This window comes from Thermoflexus sp., assembly GCF_025055495.1.
Taxonomy (GTDB): Bacteria; Chloroflexota; Anaerolineae; order Thermoflexales; family Thermoflexaceae; genus Thermoflexus.
Map to the genome: position 1 here is coordinate 1 of NZ_JANWXB010000339.1, position 21,458 is coordinate 21,458.

A 21,458-nucleotide genomic window follows, 5' to 3' on the forward strand; every position below is an offset into this window, starting at 1 on the left:
GGGCGGTGCGGGGGGCCCAACGCCCCCGCACCGCCCCCGAAAACCCCCAAATGAAAAATGGACAAAGCACTCCCTACCCTCACGGCCAGAAAATATGGGGCTCGCCGTCCAGGAGGAGATCGTTCAGCCGGGCTTTCCGAAGGACCTCAAAGCGACTCCGGCATTCCTCCATCGTGTCGCCGCCCAGTTTCTCTAACAGGGCGTCGGCGAGGACGAAGGCCATCATCGCCTCGACGATGGGGCCGGCGCGGGGGACCGGGCAGAAATCGGAGCGTTCGTAGCGGGTTTCGGTCGGCTGGCCGGTCCGGAGGTCCACCGAGGGCTGGGGCGTCAGGGTCGTGGCGATCGGCTTGAAGGCCACGCGGACCACAATGGGGGCGCCGTTGGAGATCCCCCCCTCGATCCCGCCGGCCCGATGGGTCCGACGGACCAGGGCCTCGCCTTCCCGGAAGATCCCATCCTGCGCCTCGGTGCCCCGACGGCCGGCGAGGGCGAACCCCTCGCCGATCTCCACGCCCTTCACCGCCGGGATGCTCCCCAGGGCCATCATCAGCCGGGCGCTGAGCCGGCGGTCCCAGTGCACATGGGAGCCCAAGCCCGGCGGCACCCCCAGGGCGACCCCTTCAATGACCCCGCCCAGGGTGTCCTTTTCCCGAATCACCTGCTCAATAACGGCCTGCATGCGGGCCGAGGCCTCCGGATCCGGGCACCGAACGGGGTCGGTTTCCGCCCGCTCCAAACGGAGGGGATAGGGGAGATCCTCCGGAAGCTCCGCCCGGATCGGCCCGATCTGCACGACGTAGCTCCCGATCACGATGCCAAAGGCCCGGAGGAATTGCTTGCACAGCGCTCCCACCGCCACCCGAGCGGCCGTTTCCCGGGCAGAGGCCCGCTCCAGGCCGGGCCGGAGATCTCGATAGCCGTATTTCAACGCAGCCGCCAGGTCCACATGGCCGGGCCGAGGCACCGTCATGGGCTCGACCGCCCGCCCCCGCCATTTCGTGTGATCCCGGTTCTCAATCTGAACGGCGATCGGCGCCCCGGTGGTGACCCCTTCCAGGACCCCGCTCAGGATCACTGCACGATCCGCCTCGATCTTCATCCGGGGTCCCGCACCCAGGCCCTGCTGACGGCGAGCCAGTTCCCGGTTCACCGCCTCCAGATCCACCGGGAGGCCCGCTGGAAGACCCTCCAGGATGGCCACCAGGGCAGGCCCATGGGATTCTCCAGCGGTCAGGAACCGCAACGGCATAACCGGATGCCCTCCTGATCCAGGGGCTGATTTCGATCCCGGATGAAAGGCCAGGGAGGCCTGACGGATATCCAGTCTGGAAGATGGTGATCTCTTCGGCCCGGAAGCCCGTGCACCCGCAATGATCCAGCCTTCCTCCCCCTCCCATCGGGGGAGAACGAGAAAGGTTTCAGGGAGTGCTCAATCCGTGACGGATGGGATGCGGTGGCAATGGCCCCTCCTCCTTGGATCCTCCCTCTCCACGGCCCGGAGGGCTGCGGCCTCGCCTGCCCTGAAAACTAACGAATGATCCCTCCAGCGCCCAAATCGGCCGAAGCACTGCCGTCTGCGGATGTCGTTGAGGTTCGCCCGTGCAAATCTCCAGGCGGGAAGGCGAGCCTCCCGGCCGGTCAGGAGGGGCTTGCGTCCGCCCGATGAGCGACTCAACCCTTGGCGACTCGGAGCACCCCCACCAAGAGGGTCATCCCATCGATGGTCGCCCGCTCGATGGCCTCCACCGAGGGGGGTGGAGCCATCGCCAGCAGCTGCTCCGAGAGCGTCTCCGCCTGGATATACGCGGCGTGGGCGGCGATGGCCTCCGCCAGCGCGGGATCTGCCTGATAATAAGTGACGATGCGATCGGCCACGTCGAAATCTGCCCGCTTGCGCAGCTCTTGGATCCGCCGCACCACCTCCCGGGCCAGACCCTCCTTCCGTAGCTCATCGGTGAGCTCCGTCCACACGGCCGCCACGTAGTCGTTTTCCTCCACGAAAACCCATCCGGGCTTCGGCCGGTAGCGGATCTCCACGTCCTCCGGACCTACTTCCACGACCTCCTCATCCACCTGCACGGCCACCGTCTCCCCCCGATGCAACGCCCGGATGATGGCGGAGGCAGGAAGTCCATCGAGGGCCTCCCGGACCAGCGGGAGCCGGGCCCCCAGACGCGGCCCCAACCGATCCAGCCGGAGGTGGAGCTCCGGGTCCGCGACTTCGGTGAGCTCGCGGAGGAACGTCAGGCTCTTGATGTTCAGCTCATCCAGCAGGACGTCCGCCAGGCGTCGAACCGCTTCCTCCTCCTCCGGCCCGCGCACCCGGAAGGCGATCCGGGCCAGGGGCTGGCGGACCCGGATCCGAGCGGCGTTGCGAGCAGCCAGGCCCAGGCTGGCCAGCCGCATCGTCAGGCGCATTTCCTCCTGAAGCCGTTTGTCGATTCGGGCTGGATCCGGCTCCGGCCATCGGGAGAGATGGACACTTTCGGGGGCCTCGGGGTTCACCCGGGCCACCAAGTTGCGATAGAGGGCCTCCGCGGTGAAGGGGATAAAGGGCGCTAACAGATGGCTGAGGGTCACCAGGCACTCATACAGCGTGTGATACACCGCCGCCTTGTCCGCATCGTTTTCGTTCTTCCAGAACCGCCGTCGGCTGCGGCGCACATACCAGTTCGACAGATCGTCCACAAAGGCCGCGATCCGCCGGCCCGCCGTCGCCGGATCGTAGCTCTCCAGGGACTCCGTTACCTCCTGGATCAGGGCATGCAGTTCCGACAGGATCCAGCGGTCCAGCGGCGGGCGTTCCCCCACCGGCGGTGCCGGGACTGTCCGGGGATCAAAGCCGTCCAGCCGGGCATAGGTGACGAAGAAGCGGTAGGTGTTCCACAGGGTCAGCATGAAGGTGCGCACCACATCGCCGACCAGGTTGACGGAGATGCGGCGCTCCTGGCCGGGCGGGGAGACCGTGTAGAAATACCAGCGCAGGGCGTCCGCCCCGTGGACGTGGATGACCTCCCAGGGATCCACCACGTTGCCGCGGGACTTGGACATCTTCTGGCCCTTCTCATCCAGGACCAGCCCCAGGGAGATCACGTTCTTAAACGCCACGGAATCGAAGAGCAGCGTGGCGATGGCGTGCAGGGAGTAGAACCAGCCCCGGGTCTGATCCACCCCCTCGCAGATAAAATCCGCCGGGAACTGCTCCCGGAAGAGCTCCTGATTCTCAAAGGGGTAATGCCACTGGGCCACCGGCATCGCCCCGGAGTCGAACCAGACGTCGATGACCTCCGGCACCCGCTGCATCCGGTCACCGCACCGCTCGCACCGGTAGCGAACCTCATCGACATACGGCTTGTGGGGATCCCACGGCTCAGGCCAGCGGAAGCCGGCCGCCTCCACCTTCTGGCGCAGCTCCGCGTAGGAGCCGATGCACTCCCGGTGGCCACAGCGGGCGCATTCCCAGATGGGCAGCGGGATCCCCCAGTAGCGCTCCCGGCTCAGGGCCCAGTCCACGTTGTTCTCCAGCCAGTTGCCGAAGCGCCCCTCGCCGATTTGCGGCGGATACCAGCGGATGGTTTTGTTGAGCGCCACCAGCCGGTCCTTGAAGCGGGTGGTCTCAATGAACCACGAAGCGCGGGCGTAGTAAAGGAGCGGCGTCCCGCATCGCCAGCAGAACGGATAGGTGTGAAGATACGTCCCGGCGAAATACAGCAGCCCCCGCCGCTGCAGGTCCTCGATGATCATGGGATCGGCGTCCTTCACGAACATCCCGCGCCACGGCGTCACCTCGTCGATGAAACGCCCCCGCGGGTCCACCGTCACCAGGATCGGGAGGTCGTGCTCCCGGCCCAGCTGCATATCCTCCGCCCCGAAGGCGGGCGCGATGTGCACGATGCCAGTTCCCTCCTCCAGGCTGACGAAGGGCGCGGTGACCACATAATGGGCCTCCTTCTCCAGAGGAAGGAACGTGTAGAGCGGCCGGTAGCGCAGGCCCGCCAGCTCCCGCCCCGGCATCCGGGCCACCACCCGATAGGCCCCTTTCAGGGCCTTCTCCAGGAGGGCCTCCGCCAGGATCAGGCGCTCAGGGGTTCCATCCTGTTCCTGTTCCACCATCACATAAATTGCCTCCGGATGGACCGCCAGGGCGGCATTTCCAGGCAGCGTCCAGGGCGTGGTGGTCCAGACCAAGAAGTAGGTCCCTTCCTCGTCCCGCAGGGGGAACTTCACATACACCGAGGGGTCTTCGGTGTCCTCCCGGTAGCCCAGGGCGACCTCGTGATCGGAGAGCGGCGTGCCGCAGCGAGGGCAGTAGGGCACCACCTTGTAGCTCTGGTAGAGCAAACCCCGATCCCAGAACTGGCGCAGGATCCACCACACCGACTCGATGTATTCGTTGCTCAAGGTGATGTAGGCATCCTTCAGGTCGATCCAGAAGGCGATGCGCTCCGTCAGGTTCTCCCATTCCTTGACATAGCGGAACACGCTCTCCCGGCAGCGCTGGTTGAACGCCGCCACCCCATAGCGCTCGATGTCGACCTTCGAGGTGAACCCCAGCTCTTTTTCGATCTCCAGCTCCACCGGGAGCCCGTGGGTGTCCCATCCGCCCCGCCGCAGACAGTAATATCCCCGCATCGTCTTATACCGAGGGAACAGATCCTTGAACGCCCGGGATAGGACATGATGGATGCCGGGCAGGCCGTTGGCCGTGGGCGGCCCCTCATAGAACACATATCGAGGTCCCCCCTTTGTCTGCTCCATGGAGCGCTCAAAGATCCGGCGTTCCTTCCAGAACTTCAGGATTTCCTCTTCCAACTGTGGAAAATTCACCCGTGCAGGAACCGGTTCAAACATGACTGCCTCCTCGTTCGGTGCGAAATAAAGACTTCCCGGGGGAGCGAACGGCGTAACCTCTAATCCCGGGGGAGTTCGATCTCTATCCGCTTGTTGATCCGCCCTTTGCTCTTGTAATCGACGATGCGGATCCGGCCGACTTCCCGGGTGTTCGCAACATGAGTGCCGCCGTCGGCCTGAAGATCCAGCCCCTCAATTTCCACCACCCGGACCGTCCGGATGTCGGGCGGGAGGAGGTTGACCTTGGTGCGAATCAGATCCGGGTTGCGATCGGCCTCTTCCCGGGGGAGGAAGTAGACGCGCACCGGGCGCGCCGCCTCAACCTCGGCATTGATTTTCTCCTCGATCTCCCGCACCAGTTCCCCGCGCAGGGTTTCGAACTCGAAATCCATCCGCCCCCGCAGGGGCTCCATATTCCCTCCGGTCACCTTGGCCCCGTAGTCCCGCCAGACCACCCCGCACAGGATATGGAGGGCGGTGTGGGTGCGCATCAGGGCGTAGCGGCGCTCCCAATCGATCTCCCCCCGCACCCGCTGGCCCGCCGCCGGGGGCTCTCCCTTCACCTCATGCCAGACCAGGGGGCCCTGACGGCGAACGGCGATCACCGGCCATGTGCGCGCCCCATCGGTCAGCCATCCCGTGTCATGGGGCTGCCCCCCACCGCCGGGATAGAAGGCCGTGGCATCCAGGGCGACCGCCCGGCCTTCCACGGCCAGTACCATCGCCTCGAAGGTCCGCTGGTAGGCATCGGTTGCGTAGAGCAGCACGGTCTCCATGGGCGATCTGCTCCATTCGTGATTCGTGGATTCGTGCCCCCATTCGTGGACGGCCCCCCTTCATAAAAAATCGGCTCTCGCCCCAGAGGGACGAGAGCCGATCGCTCCCGCGGTACCACCCTGCTTCCCGGTTCAACCGGGCCGCTCCTCTCGGGGACAGGGGGCATGCGACGGCCTGAGGCAGGAGGACTGCCTGAGGAGCCGCCTCCCCCGATCCCCGCGCCCTGGATAACGGGAGGGCGAATCCCGGGCGAGCCTACTGGCCCGCTCAGGGCGGGCGTTCGGTCGCCGGCTCGGGAGGGATCTTCGGCCCGACGTCGGCATCCGGCTTCCACCCCATCCGGACTCGCTGGGCGCGACGGCTCGGGCCTACTCGTCTCCGTCATCGCCGTTAACTGGAGGTCCTTTGTAGCGGCTTTTTAAAAACTATAGCGGAGCCCGGAAGGGCTGTCAACTGGCCCGCCCTCGTCGGCCGCGATCGATCGAGGGGCTACTCGGTCCGGCTGAACAGCCACACGGCCGGGATCAGGAACAGCATCCAGAAGGCGATGAGGGCGATCAGGTTCACCTCGAGAGGATGGAGGATGAGCGTCTTCAGAAGCGGCTCCGGGATCAGCCCCTGCAGCGTGGTCTGGCGGATGGCGTCCACCCCGTAGGTCACTGGATCCACCCGGGCCAGCCATTCCATCCACAGGGGCACCTCCCGCAGCGGGAAGAAGGCGCCGCTCATAAAGAACATGGGCATCAGCAGGAAGTTCATCATCATATGGAAGCCTTCCATGGAGCGCATGCGGGCGGCGATCAGGATTCCGAAAGAAGTCATGGTGGCCGCCACCAGGATCATCATGGCGATCAGGGTGAGGATCTGGGGAAGGGTGAACCGCACGCCCACCAGCGGGGCCAGCAACATGATGAGAAGCCCCTGGAGCAACGCGGTGGTGCTGCCCCCGGCTACCTTACCCAGAGCGACCGCCGCCCGGGAGACGGGCGCGACCAGCACTTCTTTCAGGAAGCCAAACTCCCGGTCCCAGACGATCGAGACAGCGGAGAAGACCGCCGTGAAGAGCACCGCCATGCTCAGGATGCCCGGGAAGAGGAAGGTCCGGAAGTCCACCCCGGCCATCCCGGCCGCCACGGCCGGGGCCAGCCCGTTGCCGAACACCAGCAGGAAGAGCAGCGGCTGGCCCAGGGAGCTCACGATGCGGGTGCGATCCCGAAGGAATCGCAGGAGATCTCGATACCAGATGGTGTAAACCGTCTTCAGAAAAGCCATCCCGTTCACCTCCGGCTCCAGAGTCGATGGCGCAGACGCATCATCTCCAGCGGCGAGGCCTCCTCCTCCCGGATGGCGCGGCCGGTCAGCTTGATGAACACATCCTCCAGGCTGGGCCGTCGCAGGCGGATGCTGTGGACGATCAGGGGAGGCTCCAGGCCGTTCTGCAGGACCCCCAGCAGGCGGGGGATCAGCTGATCGCCTCGTGCGGCCTCGATAAGCACCCCTTCCTCCGTCAGGCGAGGCTCCAGCCCCAACGCCTCCCGGACCCGGTCCACAGCGCGGGGGTCATCGCTGGTCTGCACCAGGAGCACATCCCCACCGATCATCGCCTTCAGATGATCGGGCGTGTCCAGGGCGATGATGCGGCCGTGATCAATGATGGCAATGCGATCCGCCCACTCCGCCTCATCCATATAATGAGTGGTGAAAAAGACCGTCGTCCCCTCCGTATCTCGCAGGCGAAGGATGTATTCCCAGATGTGGCGCCGCGTCTGGGGATCCAGCCCCAGGGTGGGTTCATCGAGGAAGAGGACTTTGGGTTGATGGAGCAGGCCGCGGGCGAGCTCCAGCCGGCGCTTCATCCCGCCGGAGAACGTGCGCACCTCCTGATGGGCGTGATCCGTGAGCTCTACCAGTTCCAGCAGACGCTTCGCCCGCTCCTCGAAGGCCGAACGGGGGACCCCATATAGCCAGGCGTGGAACTGGAGGTTCTGCCAGGCCGTCAGCCGATCATCCAGGCTGGGGTCCTGGAACACCAGTCCGATGCGCCGGCGCACCGCATGCGGCTCCCGCACGACATCATAGCCGCCCACCCGGGCGGTGCCGGAGGTCGGCCGCAGCAGCGTGCAGAGCATATTGATCGTGGTCGTCTTGCCAGCCCCGTTGGGGCCCAGGAAGGCGAACAGCTCTCCTTCCCGCACCGTGAAGGAAACCTCCCGAACCGCTACAAAGTCGCCGAACCGTCGGGTGAGACGTTCCACCTCTATCGCGTTCATCGACGCCTCCGTAGAAGAGAGCATCCCGCACTTCAATGCCTCGTCGCTGGACATTTTGGTGGTGTTTCCTTAGAGCGGATCATCCTTCCGATCGCCCATGGAGCGCATCGTTTCCCAGCGTCCGCCGGAGCAGATCCATCGCCTGGGCGAGCAGGACCCGTTCCTCGGGGCTCAGAGGAGCCAGCCGCCGTCCCAGACGGGCGGCCGCTCGGAGCTGAAGCCGGCGCAGGGTTTTTCGCCCCCTGGGGGTCAGCCGGATCCATACCCGCCGCCGGTCGGTCGGATCCCGCTCCACCATGACCCATCCCTGATCCGAGAGGGATCGAACGGCCCGGGAGACGGTGGAGGGGCGAACCGCTTGAGCGCGGGCCAGCTCCGTCAGGGTATATGGCCGCTGCGCCAGCATCCCCAGCAGCCGATAGGATTGAGCGGGGAACATCCCCTGTTCTTCCCCCCTAACCTCCGCCCAGATCTTCCGCATCACCAGATGCAGGGTCTCCAGGATGCAGCGGGCCAGGATCCGCTCGCTCACCGATCCACGAGCCTCCACTCCGCATTCCTCGCAGGAAGGTTTTTGCCTTTGCTAAAAGTTAGCGATGTAAATTATAATCCCTTCCTTCACCCCGTCAAATCGCCAGGGGAGCTTTCAGGAAGGGGAGGGATCCAGAGTTTGCGTAAGCGGCCTCGAATTCGCCGCCCGCGCTCGCCGGGACCCCATGGATAGCCACCGCGTCAGACCCCACAGCAGGTGGGATTCCTCATGGATGGAATGGATCCCTCCTGGCGGCCCAGAGCGGATTCAACCCGTTCGACGAAAGCCTGCTTGCACAAGCCACAAAATGGACGAATGGGTCCAGAAAAGGCGCTGAACGGTTGACTCATCTTGACAATTTAGATGAACGGGATCATCATTAAGAGGATCGGAGGATGAGGAGCGCTCCGCTGTTCGGGATTTCGGAAACAGACAGGGTGTTTTCCGCAGGGGCGGGCGCGGAAGGCAGCCTGTCTGCCCCTTCAACCCTGGGGGCAAATCGACGGTCTGACTCCCTCGAAAGGCCCTGGGGGAAGCGGGAAAAGGGAAGGCCTGACTTCCCCTCGAAGACCCTGTTCATTTTTGATCGAGGGGTTTTCGGGGGTGGTGCGGGGGGACTTCGGCCCCCTGCACCACCCCCGAAGGATTTTTTCTCCTCCTCACAGCCCGCTGGGCTGTGAGGAGGGAAGAGAAAGGGAGGAGGAACTCTTCCTTCCCGGACTGGCTTCTGTTCCCCGAATCTCCGATTCATAACCGGGCAAAGCATCAGCATCTATCCGAATTCCGTGTCGGGAGGCGTATGAATGGCGCAAAACTCGGGCGAGGCGCGGGGATGGGCCCGACGATGGGCAGGCGGGTTCTGGATCCTCGGGATCTGGCTGACCGGATGCGCCGCCCAGAGCCCTTCGATCCTGGCCCCGGTCTCTCCGAAAGGACGGGCGGAGGCGGAGCTGTTCTGGTTTATCCTGTTGATCACCGCCGGCGTCTTCGTTCTGGTCGAGACGCTTCTTCTCTATGCGGTCTTCCGGTTCCGGGCTCGAGATCCGCGGGCGATCCCGCCCCAGATCCATGGGAACAACGCCCTGGAGATCTCGTGGACTACGGCGACAGCCGTGGGGCTGGCGGTGATCTTCGCCATGACTTGGCGGACGATGGCGGCGACCTCCACGCCGCCGGCGGACGCCCTGCCGGTGAAAGTGATCGGCCACCAGTGGTGGTGGGAGTTCCAGTATCCCACCCTGGGGATCACCACCGCCAACGAGCTGGTGATCCCGGTTGGCCGGCCGATCCGGGCATCGGTGACCTCCGCGGATGTGATCCACAGCTTCTGGGTGCCCCAGTTGGGCGGGAAGATGGATGCGATCCCCGGCCGGGAGAACGCCGTCTGGCTCCAGTCGGACGTCGAAGGCGTGTTCTATGGACAGTGCGCGGAGCTATGTGGGATCTCCCACGCGAACATGCGCCTGCGGGTTCGCGCCGTGTCGGAGGCCGAGTTCCAGCGCTGGGTCGAGGCGCAACGCGCGCCGGCGGCCCAGCCCGTCGAGCCCCTGGCGCAGCAGGGGTATCAGGTTTTCATGAGCAAGGCATGTGTGGGATGTCACGCTATCGCAGGCACGCCCGCCCAGGGAAGGGTAGGGCCGGATCTAACGCATTTTGGGAGCCGGACGACGATCGCCGCGGGTTTGCTGGAGAACACCCCGGAGAACCTGGCCCGCTGGCTGGATAACCCACCGGCGGTCAAGCCCGGCGCCTTGATGCCGCGCCTGGGCCTGACGCCGGAGGAGATCCAGGCGCTGGTGGCTTATCTTCTGTCCCTGAAGTAGAAGAACGGAGAGGCCGCGAGAGGGGATCTCCCGAAGTGGGATGATCCGGTTCTCTTCCACAAGCCCTTAAGAGCTCAACCCCTCAATCCTACAATCAATTTTCCTTTGCCGCTTCAAGCCGGACAGTACAGTGAGGAAGGAGTGAGAGGAGGCTGAGGATGGCCAGTCAGACGATGACGATGCCGCGGGTCTACGAGGAGCGGGGGCTTCTCGCCTGGCTCACCACGGTGGATCATAAGCGAATCGGGATCCTGTATATCCTGGGCGCCGGGTTCTTCGCCCTGATCGGCGGCCTGGAGGCCCTTCTGATCCGGACCCAATTGGCCGCTCCGAACAACCAGGTCCTGGTGGGGGAGGCCTACAATCAGGTCCTGACCATGCATGGCACGACGATGATCTTCCTGGTGGTGATGCCGGTGCTGGCCGGCCTCGGGAACTATGTGATCCCCCTGATGATCGGGGCCCGGGATATGGCCTACCCCCGGCTGAACGCCTTCGGCGTCTGGATGTTCCTGCTGGGCGGCCTCTTCCTGAACCTGAGCTTCCTCCTGGGGGGCGCCCCCGATGCTGGATGGTTTGGATATGCGCCGCTGACGGCGAAGACCTTCTCCCGGGGCACCGGTATTGACTTCTGGATCCTGGGCCTGCAGCTCCTGGGGATCTCTTCCATCACTTCCTCCATCAACTTCGTGTCGACGATCCTCCTCCTGCGGGCCCCCGGCCTCTCCTTGAACCGCCTGCCCCTCTTCGCCTGGACCACCCTGGTGACCGCTTTCCTGATCCTCTTTGCGATGCCGAGCATTTCGGCCGCCCTTTTTCTGTTGTTCCTGGACCGTCATCTGGGGACCCATTTCTTTAACCCAGCGGCGGGCGGCGATCCGTTGCTCTGGCAGCACCTCTTCTGGTTCTTCGGCCACCCGGAGGTCTACATTATGATCCTCCCCGCGATGGGGATCGTTTCGGAGATCCTGCCGGTCTTCTCCCGCAAACCCCTCTTCGGCTACACGGCGGTGGCCTACTCCAGCGTGGCCATCGGTTTCATCGGGTTCACCGTCTGGGCCCATCACATGTTCGCCGTAGGTCTGCCAGATGTGGTAAACGCCTTCTTCGCCGCCGCCAGCATGCTGGTGGCGGTGCCCACGGCCATCAAGGTCTTCAACTGGATCGCCACCATCTGGGGCGGTGCGGTGCGCTACCAGACCCCCTTCCTGTTCGCCGCCGCCTTTGTGGCCCTGTTCGTGATCGGGGGGCTCAGCGGCCTCTTCCTCGCCGCCGTCCCGGTGGACTGGCAGGTGACGGACACCTACTTCGTGGTCGCTCACTTCCATTACACGCTGTTCGGCGGTTCGATGTTCGCCATCGTGGCCGGGATCTATTACTGGTTCCCGAAGATCACCGGCCGTTTCCTAGACGAACGTCTGGGCCGCTGGCATTTCGCCCTGCAGTTCATCGGTTTTAACCTGACATTCTTCCCAATGCACTTCCTGGGCCTCGCCGGGATGCCCCGGCGGATCTACACCTATGCGCCCGGCCTCGGCTGGGAGGTCCTGAACCTGCTGGCCACCGTGGGAGCCTTCATCCTGGCTCTCGGGTTCGTGGTGTTCTTCGTTAATGTCGTTCGCAGCCTGGCTGTCGGCGTGCCCGCCCCCGCGGATCCGTGGGATGGTCACACGCTGGAGTGGCTGACCTCCTCTCCCCCACCACCGTATAACTTCGCTCACATCCCGGTCGTCCACAGCCGTCGGCCCGTTTGGGATCTGAAGTATACCGGCAACCCGCACCCGCGGCCGGTGGTAGAGATCACCGAGGGGAATGATCAGATTAAGGAGGATAAGGGAGAGAAGGCTCCCGAGGAACCGATCCATCTCCCGGCGCCCAGCATCTGGCCACTGGTCATCGCCGCTGGCCTGACCCTCTTCGCCCTGGGGCTGGTCACCCACTGGATCTTCATACCTTTCGGCGTCCTTCTGTTCGCCCTGGGGATCGCCCGGTGGGCGACCCAGCCGCTCTTCCCAGAGGCACCGGGGGGCCATTAAAGCCCGGCAACGCCGAGCAGGCAGCCGCTCCAGTCTGTAAGGGGGTCCCTGATGGGCAGAATTTCTTCGCGGGTGCGGACCGCCTCCAACGGTCCGCACCCGCGAAAAACCGCTATGAACGAATGATCCCTTTCACGGCCCAGAGGTCCATGGGAAAGGGGGGAGGAAAAATCGTTCAGGGACGGTGCGGGGGGCCGCGGGCCCCCCGCCCCGGCCCCCCCCAAAAGGAGAATGGCTTATGAAGCGTGCCTGCTGGACTCTGGTTGGACCCCTGATGCTGGGGCTGTTGCTGGGAGCCTGCGCGCCCGGTGGTCAGCCGGGTGCTCAGGCCATCACGATCGTCATGGATGAATATCGATTTGAACCCAATACCGTTCAAGTGAAAGCGGGCCAGGAGGTGCGACTGACATTGGCGAATAAAGGGAAGGAACCCCACGAACTGATGATCGGTCGGACCCTCGTCACTCATGAGGGTCGCCCCGCTGGCTTCGCCCAGGATTTCTTCGAAGGCATTTCCGTAAAGGCCGAACGGGGTGGAAAACCGATCGATGTCAAGGAACTGATGGAGGAGGAGGAGGAAGCTCACGGCTTTATGGTCGTGCTGGAGCCGGGGGAAGAGCCTGTGACGATCATCTTCACGATTCCCTCCAACAAGGTCGGCGAGTGGGAGATGGGCTGTTTTGAAAGCGATGGGTCTCACTGGCAACTCGGCATGCAAGGCAAATGGATCGTCCAGCCCTGATGGTTCGTTGGGGCAGCCTGCTGCCCTTCTGGATCAAAATCAAATCAACTCAAGGTGCCGCTGCTTTGTCCATATTTGATTTTGGGATTTTCGAAGGAGGGACCATCGCTCTTCCGGACCGGCCTCCGTTCTTCAAGCATAACTGGGCAAAGCACCACCGATCTCCGCCGGGGGCTTTTGGGGCCGTCTTCAGCGGCCTTTCAAGCGTTGGGATCCTCCCCTCCATGAGGCCCAAAGGACCTCGAGAAGGACGTGGGGAGGAGGGGCCAAAAGAAATCCTGGCTCGTGTTCGGAACTCATGCCGCTGGAGGGGTGGGGTCCCCACCCAGTGATCCCAAGGGCCGTCGGGTGGGAGGACAGAAGGGAGCCGCCCTCGGCTCCAAAAGCCTCCGGCTTCTTCTCAGTCAGTCTCATCCGGTGAGGGGGAACGCGATGGCGAGCCATCATCCAACTGCTGGCGCTGAGATCACTGTGGATAGCCGCAAGCTGGGGGTCTGGGTGTTCCTGGCTTCCGAGGTGATTTTCTTCGCCGCTCTCATCACCTCGTATCTGGTGCTGCACAACCGGGTGACCAGTGGGCCGACGGCCCACGAGGCCTTGACGCTCACCATCCCGACGATCAACACGATGATCCTGCTCGTCAGCAGTGTGGCAATGGTGCTGGCCCTGGCGCATCTGCGGGATGGGAACCGGCGGGCCTCTATCGCCTGGCTGCTGACCACCGCCTGGTTGGGGATTTGTTTCCTGATCCTTAAGGCAGTGGAATACAATCATCACCTCCACGAGGGGCTCACCCCCAGCGTCAACGTCTTCGGCTCCGCGTATTACACGGTAACCGGCTTCCATGCGGCCCACGTGGCGGCGGGGGTGATCTGGATCCTCAGCGTGGCCCTGGGGTTGCGTCGTCGCATCTCGCCCCAGAACGACGTCCTGGTGGAGACCGTGGGGCTTTACTGGCACTTCGTGGATCTGGTATGGGTGGCGATCTTTATGGTAGTGTATCTGATGCGTTGATGGGCGCGGCAAGGCCATGGGAAGCCAATGAATACCTGCAGAGGGTCCTCTTCCTATCGGAACGGATCGATTTTCCCCCGCATGATCGCCATCTCTGAGTGTTCAAAGCATTTGGGAGGGAAGTTCAATCAAGTTCCGGTCTTTGGAGATTTCATCGAATGGGAGGACATATGAACATGGAAGCGAAGGCTCATAAGCATCCGAATTATGTTCTCGTGGGGATTGTGCTGATCATCCTGACGATCCTCGAGGTGAGCGTGATGGCCCTGCCCGTTCCTCAGCTGCCCTTCCTGCTGGGCTTTGCCATCGCAAAGGGGTTGCTTATCGTGCTTTATTTCATGCATCTGAAATTCGACTCCCGCCTTTATGCGGTCCTTTTCGCTTATCCCTGGCCCCTGGCTTTGCTGCTGGTGGCGATCTTGATCTGGGTGTATTTCGGATTTCGAGCTTGATGAGCCAGGGGATGGGGTTCAGGAGGGGGGATTAAGCAATGGAATACCCTATTTCATAAAACAACAGGGGCCCCGGCGATTTGCCGGGGCCCCTGTTGTCTGCCATTTCGGCGCTTATTCCCCACCACCGCCCGCTGGGGCGGGACGCGCCGGCGCCGCCCGCCAGCGGTTGAAGGCGACCCAGCCTTCATAGCCGATAAAGGCGGCAGCGATGAAAAGCAACGCGGCGAGGACCAGCATCGTCCCCGCGCCGATGATCGCGACGATGTTCCCCCTGGCTAAGGCCGCGTTCAGTGCCGGAATCTGGTTGTAGAGGGTGACCAGGATGGCCGCCATCGTCGTGATATACATGAAGACTCCGGGCACCCCGGCATACCAGGCCGGCCGGCGCTCCGAGACCAGCCAGACGGTGACGATGAGCAGGGCCAGACCCGCCATCAACTGGTTGGCGGAGCCGAACAACTGCCAAAGGTAGATCCAGGTCCCGGTCAGCACCAGGAAGGCGGCCAGGATCATAGAAATAATACTGGCCACATGCATGTTCTTGAAGATCGGTTGAGCTTCCCCAAGCCACTCGCCCAGCGTCACCCGCATCAGGCGGAAGACCAGCTGGACCACGGTGATCACGATCACCACGAAGGCGGCGAAGCCCAGGGCCTTCCCATACAGGAAGAAGCCCTCGCCGAACAGCTGGGAGAGCAGAATGCCCACGCCCGACGCGAAGCGCTCCGGCGCAGTGGCGCCGGGGGCGTTCAGGGCGATCGCGATCAGGGAAAGCAGCCCCAGGGTGTTCTCGCCGAAGAGCATCGCGCCGCCACCCACCGGGAGGGCATCGGTCTCATACTCCAGCTGCCGGGCGGTCCCCACCGAGCCGAACAGGGCATGCCAGCCCGAGATGGCTCCACAAGCGATGGTCACGAAGAGCATCGGCCACAGAGGCTGGATGCCGATCGCGGCGGGTTGGAAGCCCCGGAAGGCAGGGAGCTTGAAGGAGACCGCCTGAGGGTTGGTGAAGAAGCCAACGATGCCGCCGATGTAACTTAGGATAATCACCAGGGCGGTGACCCAGAACCCCAGATAGTTGACCGGCTGTGCAAAGCGCCAGATGGGGAGATTCGCCCCCAGGTAGCAGAAGACCAGGGTGAACAGCATCCAGAAAATGTAGGAAAGCCGCACCGGTCGATCCAGACCCAACAAACGACCGGTCTTCGGATCCGGGTTGGCCGTAGGATCGAAATAGGTGTAAAGCGGCTTGCCGCCCACCAAGCTATCGATCCCCGCGTTGAAGCTGGCGAAGACTTGTCCCACTGGCCCCTGAATGGTCTTGACCTGTTCTCCCTCCTTCACCTGCTGCAGCCCCAACGGCCCGACCCCCATCGCCACCAGGGTGATGATGAGCGTGATGGCGGTGACGGCGATGAGATCGATCTTCCAGCGGTAAAGCATCTGCCCGGCCAGCAGTCCCATCGCCGCCAGGGCGATAATACCCAGGGGGACCGTCGGATCCAGCAGGACACCGGCAATCAGGTTCACGAAGGCTCCGGCGATCAGAAGCAGATAGAAGAAGATGAACACGAAGAGGAGCGTGCGAGTGCGAGGGCTGATCAGGCGGTAAGCGACAGCGCTCAGGGAGTTGCCGTCGTTGCGCACGGAGAGCATGATGGCGCTGTAGTCGCTGGCCCAGCCGATGAAGGAGACACCAAGGATCAGCCAGAGGAGGGCTGGGAGCCAGCCCCACAGCCCGGCCGCCGTGATCGGCCCCACGATGGGCCCGGCGGCGGCGATGGACTTGAAGTGATAGCCGATGAGGATATTGCGGCTGGTGGGGACAAAGTCCACCCCGTCCATATACATCCGGGCGGGGGTCGCCCGCTTCGGGTCGGACTGGATGATCTCCCGGTCGACCCGCTTGGCGTAGAGGTTCCAGATCAATAACTGGACAAGGATGCCGATGATGATAACCCAGAAGGCGCTCATGGCTTTCCCTCCAGGGCGAAATAATAAGAATAAGGATGTTGGAATCTGGCCTGCGAGCACGCGCTGAGGGAGCGCGGCGATCCGGGGGTCCACATCCTACAGCTGAGCGTTCGATCTCCCGCGGTTCACCTCCTTTCTTCGGGAGGTTAGAGATCGAAAGGACCGCTGAAGGCGACCTTTGACGGGTAGGGGATACGGTGCCGACAGTCTCTCTCCTCTGCCCGCGAAAAGCACGATCCGCCACCAGGAAGCCCTCTCAGGTTTTTGAGCTGAGCGAGGCGCTGAAGACGCTTCGCTCGGCTCAAAAACCCACAGGGAAAAGGCCAGCTGTCCCATAAAAAAACAGGCGACAGCCATCTCTCAAGCTGTCGCCTGAGGAACTCCTAAGCGCTGGGCGATGGCCGCCTCGGCTGCCGCAAAGTCGCCCCCCCCAAACACCTGCCCATCTACAATCACGGCCGGATAGCGGCGAGCCCCGTATCGTAGGGACTTCCACCAGCCTTCCACGGAGACCGCGTCGATCACCTTCACTGTGATCCGATCGCAGTAGGTCGACAGGAGCCGGGCGATCCAGGTCGCGAGGTCCTGGTAGGCTTTCTGGAGATCTTCCGGGAGACCGGAGGCCAGCTGTTCGGCGTGCAGAACTTGACTTACGCCAGCCTGCTGCCAGACCAGCTCGCAGTGGAGGCAATGGTAGAAGGCGGTGGGCGCGTAAGCGATAATCTCAACCTGTAAGGGCCGCTTCATGGGCCCCTCCTTAATCCTCGCTCGGTCGGGGAAAAGCTGATCTCAGGGGAAGATTCGTCACTGTTCCCAAATTCAGTTATCTTCATTATAGCAAACCGCCTTGTCGTGTCAAGGCTTCTTCTAAACCAGCCCATCGTTTGTGAGACAGGATTGTTATTTTTATCACAATATGGTGTGAGATTCAATCTTTGGGCGGGTCGATTCGCGGACGGCCCCTCTCCCAACCCATTCTGGAGTTACGTCGTTGAGAGCCGGTCGGACGAGGCGAAATGGCCCTGCTCCTCTATATGCTTGAAGGGCCACCGGAGGCAGGGGCATATCCTCATCGATCGGGGAGGATCTCCCCACACAGACGAGATCGAAGAACGCCGTCGGGGCCTTGACGCCTCTTTCCCCTTTCACATATGATAAAGTCAAAGGCCCTGTTTCGTTCCCCACATCCAGGAACAGGTTCCCCGGGAATTCCCAGCGTGGCCTGCCTGACAGGGCCCGGACGCACGTAAATTCCCAAAGAAACAGAAAAAATCCAAAGAAGGAGCCTCTCCATGCCGGATTTCCTGTTTCGTGGTTCCCTGGCGGAAGTGGATCCGGAAGTGGCCGCCCTGATCCGGTATGAGCACGAACGCCAGATCCGCAAGCTGATCCTCATTCCCTCCGAATCCTATGCCCCGGCGGCCGTCCGCGAAGCGCTGGGCTCGGTGTTCCAGAACATCTACGCCGAGGGCTATCCCCACGAACGCACCCGCACGCAAACCGAGGCGGAGCTGCTCGATTATGAGGACCAGCTGGGGTTCTACCGGCGTTACAGCGATCAGCGTTATTACAAGGGTGTGGAATACGCCGACATCGTGGAGGCCCTGGCCCGACGGCGCTGCGCCGAGGCCTTCGCGACCCCGGAGATCCCCCCTGAGCGGATCTTCGTGAACGTCCAGCCCCTCTCCGGCGCCCCCGCCAACAACGCGGTCTATGAGGCGTTGCTTCAGCCCGGAGACACCGTGATGGGCCTGTCGCTGATCCACGGCGGCCATCTCACCCACGGCTCGCCGGTGAACCGTTCGGGCAAGCACTATCGCATCGTCTGGTATACGGTGGATCCTCAGACGGAGCTCCTGGATTATGATCAGATCCGCGATCTCGCCCGCCAGCATCGGCCGAAGATGATCATCGCCGGCTACACGTCGTATCCATGGGCGCCCGACTGGAAGCGTTTCCGGGAGATCGCGGACGAAGTCGGGGCCTATCTGCTGGCGGATATCGCCCACACCGCGGGGATGGCCATCGCCGGCGCTTACCCCAATCCGCTGGGATATGCCCATGTGATCACCTTCACGACCCACAAGACCATTATGGGCCCGCGGGGGGCCTGTATCCTCACCACGGATCCGGAGCTGGCGAAGAAGATCGACCGGGCAGTGTTCCCGGGCGAACAAGGCGGGCCTCACGTGAACGTCTTCGCTGCGCTGGCGGTGGCCTTTAAGCTGGCCCGCACGGAGCCGTTCCGCGAGCTCCAGCATCAGATCGTCCGCAATGCCCAGGCCATGGCTCGGCGCCTTGCGGAACGGGGACTGCGGATCCCTTACGGCGGCACGAACACCCACCTCCTCCTCGTGGACTGCAAGTCGGTCCGGGGGCCGGATGGCACGCCCCTGATGGGGGATCCGGCGGCCCGGGTGCTGGATCTAGCCGGCATTGTGGTGAACCGTAACACCATCCCCGGCGACACCGGGGCGGGGGCCGCCAGCGGCATCCGCCTGGGGACCCCCTGGATCACCCAGCGCGGGTTCCGGGAGCCGGAGGTGGAAGCCCTGGCGGACATCATCGCTGACGTGCTGTGGGCCTGTCGGCCGCACCGCTACTACGTGGGACGTGACCTGGTCTATCGCACCAAGGTGGAGTTCGACGTCCTGGAGGAGGCCAAGCTACGGGTAGCGGAGCTTGCCGCCCGGGCCGGCATTGACGTGGAGCTCCCGAAGAGCGGCTATCCCCATTACTGGTTTATCACCGATCGCCTCCCCGCGGCGGAGGGGAAGGCGGTGCTGGAGATCCGGGGGGATCGGGCGGCGGAGTTCCTGGACGCCGCCCTCACGCAGCGGGCGGTGGCTTTGAAGGTCGGCGAGGGAGCCCCTGCCTTCGTGCTGGAAGCAGACGGCCGAACCATGAGCCCAGCCTATGTGATCCGGGACGGCCTGGATGCGTTCCGGCTGGTGATCCCTGAAGAGCGGGCCGGGCGGGTCGCGGCGTGGCTTCGGGATCTCTCGGATGGCTATGTGCGCTTCGACGAGGACATCTGGGCGAAGCTCCCCGGCCCGCTGCGGGTGCGGGAGGTCCCGGCGGAGGACCCCCGGGCGGTCTCGGCGCGCTCGCTGGCGCGTTTCCCGAAGGATCTGGCGGAGGCGGCCGCCGTGGCGCCCCACAAGCCCTTCTTCATCGGCTATCGGGCGGTGGACGAGGTGCATCGCGATCATCTTCGTCCGTTGCCGGCTTTCTCGTATTCCGAGCCGGAGGGCGCGCCGCTCAAGCGGACTTCCCTCTACGAGCTGCACCGGGAGCTGGGCGCGAAGATGGTCCCCTTTGCGGGCTGGGAGATGCCCGTCTGGTATACCGGCGTCAGCGAGGAGCATCGCGCCGTCCGCACCGCCGCCGGCCTCTTCGATGTCTCCCATATGGGCGTCTTGGAGGTCAGCGGTCCGGGCGCCCGCGCGTTCCTCGAACGGGTGACCACCAACGACGTGATGGCACTGAAGGTGGGGGAATCCCAGTATACGTATCTCCTAGATCCAGAGGGGCATGTGCTGGATGACCTGATCATCTACGCCCTGGCGCCGGATCGCTACATGCTGGTGGTCAACGCGGCCAACAACGACCGGGACTGGGCCTGGCTGAACGCGGTGGCCCGGGGCGAGGTCCAGATCGATCGGGATCGGCCATGGGCGATGCTCACCGAAGAGGTAACCTTGCGGGACCTGCGGGATCGTCGCTGGGGAGAGGAGTGTCGGGTGGACATCGCGCTACAGGGCCCTCAAGCCCTGAAGATCCTTCAGAGCTTAGCGGATGGGCCAACCCGGGATCGGCTGGCGGCCCTCCCGCGAGGTCAAGTGATGCGGGCGGAGATCCAGGGCTTCGATCTGATCCTCTCCCGCACCGGCTACACCGGAGAGCGCATTGGCTATGAGCTTTTCGTCCATCCGGACCGGGCGCCGGCGCTGTTCGAGCTGCTGCTGGACGTCGGGAAACCCCTGGGCCTCCAGCCGTGCGGCCTGGGGGCCCGCGACAGCACCCGGACGGAAGCTGGGCTCCCGCTCTACGGCCACGAGCTGGCCGGGCCGTTCGACCTGAGCCCGGGGGATGCCGGTTTCGCCTCCTTCGTCAAGCTCTATAAGCCCTTCTTCATCGGGCGGAAGGCTTACATGGCCCGCGAGGCGAAGCGAACCATGGAGGTGGTCCGCTTCCGGATCTCCGAGAAAGGCGTGCGGCTTCCGAAGCTGGGGGATGCGGTGGTGGATCGCCGGGGACGGGTCATCGGCTATGTCACCAGTTGCGCGCTGGACACGGAGGGATTCCTTACCGGCATGGCCTGGATCGAGCGGTCGTATCAGGCCGAGGGCACGCCGATCGGGATCGTGGTGGGAAGCGCGGCGGCACCCGAGCGTCCGAAGGTCGGCGATCGGCTGACGGTGCCGATCCCGGCGCAGGTGGTCGGTCGCTTTATGAGCCGTTGAGGGAGCGAGACATGCTCTCTCCCTTTCCCGGGATGGATCCTTACTTGGAGCATCCGGCCTTGTGGCCTGGATTGCATAGCCGGCTGATCGTGGGCTTGGCGGATGAGCTGGGGCCGGCGTTACGTCCTCGCTACTACGTGGAGGTCGAGGAACGGGTGTATCTTCTGGCTCCCGCGGGGAGCTTCCCCTTCTCAGCCCGGCCGGATGTCCTCATCGTCGCTGCGCCCTGGTCCCGTCCCTCTGCGGGGCCAGTCCCCGCCCCCACGAGCAGCGCCCGCGTGGTGGAGCTTCCGATTCCGGAGGAGGTTCGGGAGCGCTACTTGGTGGTGCGGGAGTCCGGCACGCATCGGGTGATCACATGGCTTGAGGTGCTCTCTCCTGCCAACAAGGCGCCCAGGGGGGGACGGCTGCCATATCTCAAAAAGCGGGAAGAGGTGCTGCGAGCCCAGGTTCACCGGGTGGAGATCGATCTGCTGCGGGCGGGGGAGCCGATGCCGGTGGTGGGGGATGGGCGG

General features: G+C 63.8%; 15 protein-coding genes. 7 read left to right on the forward strand and 8 right to left on the reverse strand.

What is annotated here, in order from left to right; all coding sequences use genetic code 11:
- Positions 1 to 79: 79 nt before the first annotated feature.
- The 6 genes from aroC to NZM16_RS10850 all read right to left on the reverse strand — a co-directional run bounded on the left by aroC (position 80) and on the right by NZM16_RS10850 (position 8,433).
- A complete protein-coding gene (aroC, locus tag NZM16_RS10825) occupies positions 80 to 1,252 on the reverse strand; it encodes a chorismate synthase (protein WP_295480340.1) in 1,173 nt (390 codons plus the stop codon).
- Positions 1,253 to 1,674: 422 nt separating this feature from the next.
- Entirely contained in the window at positions 1,675 to 4,854 is a 3,180-nt protein-coding gene (ileS, locus tag NZM16_RS10830) for an isoleucine--tRNA ligase (protein WP_295451286.1), read from the reverse strand.
- A gap of 59 nt (positions 4,855 to 4,913) precedes the next feature.
- The gene (locus NZM16_RS10835; protein ID WP_295451285.1) at positions 4,914 to 5,630 is read right to left on the reverse strand and encodes an alanyl-tRNA editing protein; all 717 of its coding nucleotides are present in this window, start codon (positions 5,628 to 5,630) and stop codon (positions 4,914 to 4,916) included.
- A gap of 490 nt (positions 5,631 to 6,120) precedes the next feature.
- Positions 6,121 to 6,903, reverse strand: coding sequence for an ABC transporter permease (locus NZM16_RS10840; protein ID WP_295451329.1), 783 nt, complete (start codon positions 6,901 to 6,903; stop codon positions 6,121 to 6,123).
- 5 nt (positions 6,904 to 6,908) lie between these two features.
- Positions 6,909 to 7,901 carry an ATP-binding cassette domain-containing protein gene (locus tag NZM16_RS10845; protein ID WP_295480343.1) on the reverse strand — a complete coding sequence of 331 codons (993 nt, stop codon included), beginning with the start codon at positions 7,899 to 7,901 and terminating at the stop codon, positions 6,909 to 6,911.
- A gap of 79 nt (positions 7,902 to 7,980) precedes the next feature.
- A complete protein-coding gene (locus NZM16_RS10850) occupies positions 7,981 to 8,433 on the reverse strand; it encodes a MarR family transcriptional regulator (protein WP_295480345.1) in 453 nt (150 codons plus the stop codon).
- A gap of 803 nt (positions 8,434 to 9,236) precedes the next feature.
- On the opposite strand from NZM16_RS10850, the gene coxB reads away from it, so the two are divergent.
- From coxB to NZM16_RS10875, 5 genes are all read left to right on the forward strand, one after another.
- On the forward strand, positions 9,237 to 10,256 hold the full coding sequence (coxB, locus tag NZM16_RS10855) for a cytochrome c oxidase subunit II (RefSeq protein WP_295451278.1): 1,020 nt from the start codon (positions 9,237 to 9,239) through the stop codon (positions 10,254 to 10,256).
- A gap of 158 nt (positions 10,257 to 10,414) precedes the next feature.
- Positions 10,415 to 12,292: a cytochrome c oxidase subunit I gene (ctaD, locus tag NZM16_RS10860; protein WP_295480347.1), complete on the forward strand. Its 1,878-nt coding sequence runs from the start codon at positions 10,415 to 10,417 to the stop codon at positions 12,290 to 12,292.
- 274 nt (positions 12,293 to 12,566) lie between these two features.
- Positions 12,567 to 13,034 carry a cupredoxin domain-containing protein gene (locus tag NZM16_RS10865; RefSeq protein ID WP_295451273.1) on the forward strand — a complete coding sequence of 156 codons (468 nt, stop codon included), beginning with the start codon at positions 12,567 to 12,569 and terminating at the stop codon, positions 13,032 to 13,034.
- A gap of 432 nt (positions 13,035 to 13,466) precedes the next feature.
- Complete coding sequence (locus NZM16_RS10870; protein ID WP_295480349.1) at positions 13,467 to 14,048, forward strand: cytochrome c oxidase subunit 3; 582 nt, start codon at positions 13,467 to 13,469, stop codon at positions 14,046 to 14,048.
- 170 nt (positions 14,049 to 14,218) lie between these two features.
- A complete protein-coding gene (locus tag NZM16_RS10875) occupies positions 14,219 to 14,500 on the forward strand; it encodes a cytochrome C oxidase subunit IV family protein (protein ID WP_295480351.1) in 282 nt (93 codons plus the stop codon).
- 114 nt (positions 14,501 to 14,614) lie between these two features.
- Here the strand turns inward: NZM16_RS10875 and NZM16_RS10880 are convergent, their stop codons facing one another.
- Both NZM16_RS10880 and NZM16_RS10885 read right to left on the reverse strand, forming a co-directional pair.
- Entirely contained in the window at positions 14,615 to 16,477 is a 1,863-nt protein-coding gene (locus NZM16_RS10880) for a carbon starvation protein A (RefSeq protein ID WP_295452330.1), read from the reverse strand.
- 360 nt (positions 16,478 to 16,837) lie between these two features.
- On the reverse strand, positions 16,838 to 17,224 hold the full coding sequence (locus NZM16_RS10885) for a hypothetical protein (RefSeq protein ID WP_295452328.1): 387 nt from the start codon (positions 17,222 to 17,224) through the stop codon (positions 16,838 to 16,840).
- A gap of 545 nt (positions 17,225 to 17,769) precedes the next feature.
- Here NZM16_RS10885 and gcvT point away from each other — a divergent pair.
- Positions 17,770 to 20,943, forward strand: a complete 3,174-nt coding sequence (gene gcvT, locus NZM16_RS10890) for a glycine cleavage system aminomethyltransferase GcvT (protein ID WP_295480353.1) — start codon at positions 17,770 to 17,772, stop codon at positions 20,941 to 20,943.
- Between the two features lie 11 nt (positions 20,944 to 20,954).
- The coding region (locus NZM16_RS10895) for a DUF4058 family protein (RefSeq protein ID WP_295480355.1) at positions 20,955 to 21,458 on the forward strand (504 nt) is incomplete at its 3' end.